This is a genomic window from Roseateles sp. P5_E11 (assembly GCF_054049355.1).
In genome coordinates this window covers 1-5331 of the sequence record NZ_JBFUMO010000412.1, presented here as the reverse complement: position 1 = coordinate 5331, position 5331 = coordinate 1, and the positions used below count along the sequence as shown (strand labels likewise).

Genomic DNA, 5331 nt, shown 5'->3' with positions numbered 1-5331 from the left:
GGCCACACCCTGCACGACGCCGCCGCGCCGGCTCGGCAGCGAATGGATCGCCGGCAAGGCGGCGACTTCCTGGAACACCGGCGTCGGCAGGGCCAGCCATTCGGCACCGATGCGAAAGATGACCGCCGAGCCCACCTCGGCCAGCCCAGCCTCGTGAGCCTGCGCCATGTGGCGGGTGCAGTCGGCGAGGTAGCCGGGCGGCGCCTGCCGGTCAAGTAAGGCCAGCGCGGCGGCGGCGTGGGTTGGACAGTGGCTGCAGTGCACGTGCTGCTTCAGTTCCGGGCAGGAACCATCGCCGCGAATGCCGATGCGGTTCCAGCAGTCGTCCAGGGCCACTTGCATGTTCATGTCAAGCCCCGCCTGGTTGCAGCCGGCTCGCGCGCTGCTGCAAGCGCCGCGCGCCGGCCGCGTCGCCCTGCTTTTGCAGCAGCAGGGCAAGGTGGATCAACGCCTCGTGGTGATTCGGGTTCAGATAGAGCGCCTTGCGGTACTGGTCGGCCGCATCGCCCGTGTTGCCGCTTGCGTCGCGCACCAGGCCGAGCAGATTGAACGCATCGGCCGTAGGCCCGTGCTCGCGCAGATGTGCTTCACAGTGCGACGCAGCCTCGGCGAGGTGGCCCTGGTCGGCCAGGCGCTGTGCGTGGGCTATGCCCGTCGCCGCTTCGGCCCGCACAGTCGCCTGCGGCGCGGTAGCGGGGGGCGCCACCCGGGGCCGAGCGGGCCGCGGGGGCGCGGCCACCGGGGCCGGAGCACGTACGGGCCTGGGTGGCGCCGGGGTTGCACGGAGCTTGATGACGCTGCCGGGCGCCGGCCCCTTGCGGAAGGCAAACGCGAGCGGAAGCTTTGCAGAGACGAAGCCGTGATCCGACAGCAGGGCCGTCTCCGACGGGCCGACGAACAGCCAGCCGCGCGGCGCAAGCAGCCGGCCCAGCACCGCGATGGCGCGGTCCTGCGTGGCGCGGTCGAAGTAGATCAGCACATTGCGGCAGAAGATGACGTCGTAGAGCCCCGTCCCGGCCACCAGGCCGTCCAGCAGGTTGCCCGGTCGAAATTGCACGAGCCCGCGCACCGCCTCCGTCGGGCTGTGGCCGCCCGCCGTCGCGATGAAGTGGCGATCACGGAACGCCAGGTCGCTGCCGCGAAACGAATTTCGGCCGTAGACCGCAACCTGCGCCCGCGCCAGCGCACGCAGGCTGATGTCGACGGCATCGATGCGCAGCGCATTGGCCGGAAAGCCGGCGTCGAGCAATGCCATGGCCATCGAATAGGGCTCCTCGCCGGTCGCGCACGGCACGCTCAGCAAGCGCAGCACGCCCTGCGCCTGAGCAGGCGCTTCCTCGCCGGCCAGGCGCGCCAGCGCCACGAAGGCTGCCGGGTCGCGGAAGAACCAGGTCTCGGGCACGACCACCGCCTCGATGAGTTCCTGCAACTCGACGCTCGAGCCGCAGAGCCGTTCCCAGTAGGCCTGCGCGTCCGCCAGCCCGCAGGCCGACAGCCGCTCCTGCACCGCACGCTCGACGGACGCCGATCCGATCGAGGCCGCATCCAGGCCCATCGTCTGCTTGAGCAATTGCTCGAAACGGGTCATGTCCATCACGCTGCCCCGGCCTCGTCGAACAACATCGCGCGCAGCGACGCCGGAAGCAGACCCTGCACCTCGMCGCGCTGGATCAGCCCCTGCGCGTCGGTCGTCACCGGGCCGAGCCAGGGCGCTGCGTCGACGTTGACGCCGGCCGCAACGAACTCCGCCGGCTCGCGGCGCAGCGTCTGCGTCGCCCTTTCGACCAACAGGCCGAGCAGGTGCGGGCCGGCTGCGGGATCGGGGAAAGTCACGAGCACGATGCGCGTGCTCAGGCGGTTCGCTGACGGGCGGCCGAGCGCGAGTTCGCTGAGGTCGATGACCGGCACCGGCACACCTCGGTAGTCGCACAGGCCGGCCACCGTCGACGGCGCGAGCGGGATCGCCTTCACGCCAAGCCGCGGCAGGATGGCGACGACCTGGCCCGCGTCGAGGGCGTAGCGTTCACTGCCGATCTGAAAGAGGATGAACAGCATCCGGCCGGCCCTCGGGCCTCAGGCCTGCGCCAGTTTGAAGCGCGAGACGCCGCTGCGCAGCCCGCCAGCCGCCTGGTGCAAGCCGTCGAYCGCCTGGCCCGACTGGCGCAGCGAGTCGACGGTCTGCTGGGCGGCTTCGGTCAACTGTGTCAGTGCCTGGCTGATCTGCTCGGCGCCGGTCGCCTGCGTCTGCACGCTTTCGCTGACGGCCTCGAAACGCGGCGCCAGGGCCTGCACCTGCGAGATGATCTGCGACAGCTGCGCGCCGACCTGCTGCACCTCCTGCATGCCGCGGCGCACCTCCTCGGAAAACTTGTCCATGCCCATCACGCCGGCCGACACCGCGGACTGCATCTCCTTGACCGTCTGTTCGATGTCGTAGGTGGCGACTGCGGTCTGGTCGGCGAGCCGGCGGATCTCAGTGGCAACCACGCCAAAGCCGCGCCCGTATTCGCCGGCTTTCTCGGCCTCGATGGCCGCGTTCAGCGACAGCAGGTTGGTCTGGTCGGCCACCTTGGTGATGGTGGTGACGACCTGGTTGATGTTGCCGGCCTTGTCGCTCAACACGGCGAGCTTGGCGTTGATCGAGCCGACCGCCTCCATCACGTTGTGCATGGTCTCGGTCATGCGCTGCAAGCCTTCCTGCCCGCCGCCGGCCAGCAAGGCGGTCTCCTCGGCGACCTGCGACACCTCGCTCATCGTCTTCACGAGCGCGCGCGACGTGGCGGAAATTTCCTTGGAGGTGGCGCCGATCTCGGTGGTCGTCGCAGCGATCTCGCTGGCGGTGGCCTGCTGCTCCTTGGATGTGGCGGCGATCTCGGTCGCCGAGGTGTTGACCTGGATGCCGGACTGCTGGACCTGGCCGAACAGCTCCGTCAGCTTCTCCGTCATCCGGTTGAACCCCTGCGCCAGCGTGCCGAACTCGTCGCGCCGCTCCAGGTTCATCCGCTGCGTCAAGTCACCGGTGCTGATCGCGTCGGTGGCGGTGAGCAACCGGTGCAACGGCCGGGTGATCGATTGCAGCAGGACATAGCCGAGCGCAAGCGCCAGCAACAGTGCCGCGGCGAGACTGACCAGGATGGCCATGTTGGCCGTTGCGACCGCGCTCATGATCTGCCGGCCTGCCGCCTCGGCATCGGCCATGTTGTAGTCGACGACGGACTGCACGGCGGCGCGCAGCTTGTTGTACTGCGGGTCAAGCTGGCTGTGCAGCAGCGCCCGGGCCTCGTCGCGCTTGCTGGCCGCGCTCAGCTTCAAGATGTCGTCCTGCGTGCGCAGGTAAGGATTGGCAACGTGGAGGTTCTTGAACGCCTCGTAGTTCTCGCGATCCTCGGCCGAGAAGATGGTGCTCTCGTAGCTCTTGGCCAGGGTCTCCAGCCGAGCCCGGTTGACCTGCAACTGCGACTCGATCTTGCGCGCCTCGGTTTCATCCTTCTCGAACACCTGCTCCTGGGTCAACGCGAAGTTCTCTTGCCAGGCGGCCAGCAGCTGGCTGCTGTACAGCATGCCGGGCAAGGCCTCCTTCTGGATGACGGTCGCGTCCTGAGCCACGCGAGCGAGGCGGCTGTAGATGACAGCGCCCATGACAATCATCAACACCAGCACGGCGGCGAAGCTGGCGAGGATGCGGTGCCTCACGGTCAAGATATTCATCAAGTTCGGCTCCCTCGCCCTGCGTCATCAGCCCGGCGGGCAAGTCGACGCAATGCAGCTCACCGTACGCCCTGTCTAACGCGATCTCCGTGCGGTGCCGAACATCCCGAGCGAAGAAATGGAGTTGGCCGCCGGGCGGCTCGTCGTGCCTTCAGCGGCTTTTTGTCATCGGGGGCGCGGCTTCTACCTCTGCCAATGGGCCGACCGGGAAGGCTCGTCCGAGCTGCAAGCCTTCGCGCAATGGGCAATGGCCCAGAGCCGGCACTGGCGGCGCTCGATTGACGATCAGTACACGAGAGAGAAGGTGACGTAGCCCTCACCCTCCTCGGCCAAATGCTTGATGCCCGACGTACCGGCACTGATGCCGATGAACCTGAGCTGCCTTTGAGTTTCCCTGGCGTGCTTGGCCAGTGCCAACGCCGCCGTCATCCTGTCGTTGGCATGAGGCGCCAGGTCGTTGTAGATAAGCTCGAGGTTCGCTCCGGCTGTCATCAGCGAACTCAGGAATGCGGGTTGGAGCGTGTTGTTGTGCATCTGGTCTCTCCGTGGGTTGAGGGCAGCATAGTCTGCGAATTCCAGCACGACGACAGCCCGTTGTCCCGCCATGGCACCATATTGGCCCATGCCCCTGCACATCGCCTGCCTCTGCGCCGCCTGGTGCMGCACCTGCGAGTCCTACCAAGAAATCTTCGAAGCCGCCTGCGCCGAACTGCCCCAGGCCGGCCTGCATGTGCGCTGGATCGACATCGAGGACGAAGCCGAACTCATCGGCGACCTGGACATCGAGACCTTCCCGACGCTGCTCATCGCCGACGGCGAGCACATCCGCTTCGCCGGGCCGTTGACGCCGCAGCCCGAGACGCTCAGGCGCGTGCTGCGGGCGCACCTGGCGGACGCGAGGCCCATGCCCGTCGAACCGGCCTACGTCGAGCTGGCCTCGCGCCTGCGCAGCGAAGCCTGAGCTGGCCAGGGTCAAGGCCGCCCAAAACGGCCTGTCCGAGCTGACAAAAGCTGCTGCCTTTCCACGATGCGGCAGAACCCACGTTTTTCATGGGGGAGATGTAGGACTGCGCTGACAGAGACACGCGACGCATGCTGCTGTGCCGGCGGCGCGCCGGCACCCAAAGTCGGAGCATGTCCGCACCGCCGCAACACCCGCCGCATGACCTGACGCCCACCGGCGCTGCACAAGCATTCCTGCGCCTCGCCGGCGGCGCCGAAGCGGCCGCTGCCCCGGTGCGAGCCGTGCAGTTCGGTGCCGACCGCTTTGCCGAACATGGCCGCAGCCTGGCCGCGGCCCAGCGGGTGGACGATCCGCGCCAGCAGCCCCGCCCCTTCTCGCCGCGGCTGCGCAGCAATCTGCAGGTCTGGGCCGCCGCCCTGAGCGTGCTGTCCGAGGAAGGCCTGCAGGCCGACATCGACCCCGCCCACGCCTGGCTGCTGGACAACGCCCGCATCGTGCAGCAGCAGCTCGACGAGGTGCTGCACGACCTGCCGCGCAGCTACTTCCAGCGCCTGCCCCGGCTGGCCGACGAACCGCTGCAGGGCCTGCCGCGCATCTATGGCGTCGCCTGGGCCTGGGTGGCCCACGCGGACAGCTCGCTGGACCTGGCCCTGCTGCAC

At 68.3% G+C, this 5331-nt stretch carries 6 protein-coding genes and 1 pseudogene; 2 read left to right on the top strand and 5 right to left on the bottom strand.

Annotated elements, in window-relative coordinates; translation table 11 throughout:
- The 5 genes and pseudogenes from ACXJKR_RS23340 to ACXJKR_RS23320 all read right to left on the bottom strand — a co-directional run.
- A pseudogene (locus tag ACXJKR_RS23340) lies at nucleotides 1-348 on the bottom strand (chemotaxis protein CheW); the annotation flags it as partial.
- A gap of 1 nt (nucleotide 349) precedes the next feature.
- Nucleotides 350-1570 (bottom strand): CheR family methyltransferase, encoded by a 1221-nt coding sequence (locus ACXJKR_RS23335; protein WP_457324837.1) that lies wholly within the window; start codon nucleotides 1568-1570, stop codon nucleotides 350-352.
- A gap of 23 nt (nucleotides 1571-1593) precedes the next feature.
- Nucleotides 1594-2055, bottom strand: coding sequence for a chemotaxis protein CheW (locus tag ACXJKR_RS23330; protein ID WP_457324836.1), 462 nt, complete (start codon nucleotides 2053-2055; stop codon nucleotides 1594-1596).
- Between the two features lie 18 nt (nucleotides 2056-2073).
- Nucleotides 2074-3708 carry a methyl-accepting chemotaxis protein gene (locus ACXJKR_RS23325; RefSeq protein WP_457324835.1) on the bottom strand — a complete coding sequence of 545 codons (1635 nt, stop codon included), beginning with the start codon at nucleotides 3706-3708 and terminating at the stop codon, nucleotides 2074-2076.
- Between the two features lie 285 nt (nucleotides 3709-3993).
- A complete protein-coding gene (locus tag ACXJKR_RS23320; RefSeq protein ID WP_457324834.1) occupies nucleotides 3994-4242 on the bottom strand; it encodes a hypothetical protein in 249 nt (82 codons plus the stop codon).
- A gap of 88 nt (nucleotides 4243-4330) precedes the next feature.
- Here ACXJKR_RS23320 and ACXJKR_RS23315 point away from each other — a divergent pair, with 88 nt between their 5' ends.
- Nucleotides 4331-4669 carry a thioredoxin family protein gene (locus ACXJKR_RS23315; RefSeq protein WP_457324833.1) on the top strand — a complete coding sequence of 113 codons (339 nt, stop codon included), beginning with the start codon at nucleotides 4331-4333 and terminating at the stop codon, nucleotides 4667-4669.
- A gap of 173 nt (nucleotides 4670-4842) precedes the next feature.
- Nucleotides 4843-5331, top strand: a 489-nt coding sequence (locus ACXJKR_RS23310; protein ID WP_457324832.1) for a hypothetical protein, incomplete at its 3' end; no start/stop codon positions are given.

Excerpts from the sequence above, each read along its gene's own strand:
- ACXJKR_RS23320 (WP_457324834.1), bottom strand. The coding sequence starts at position 4,242 with ATGCACAACAACACGCTCCAACCCGCATTCCTGAGTTCGCTGATGACA.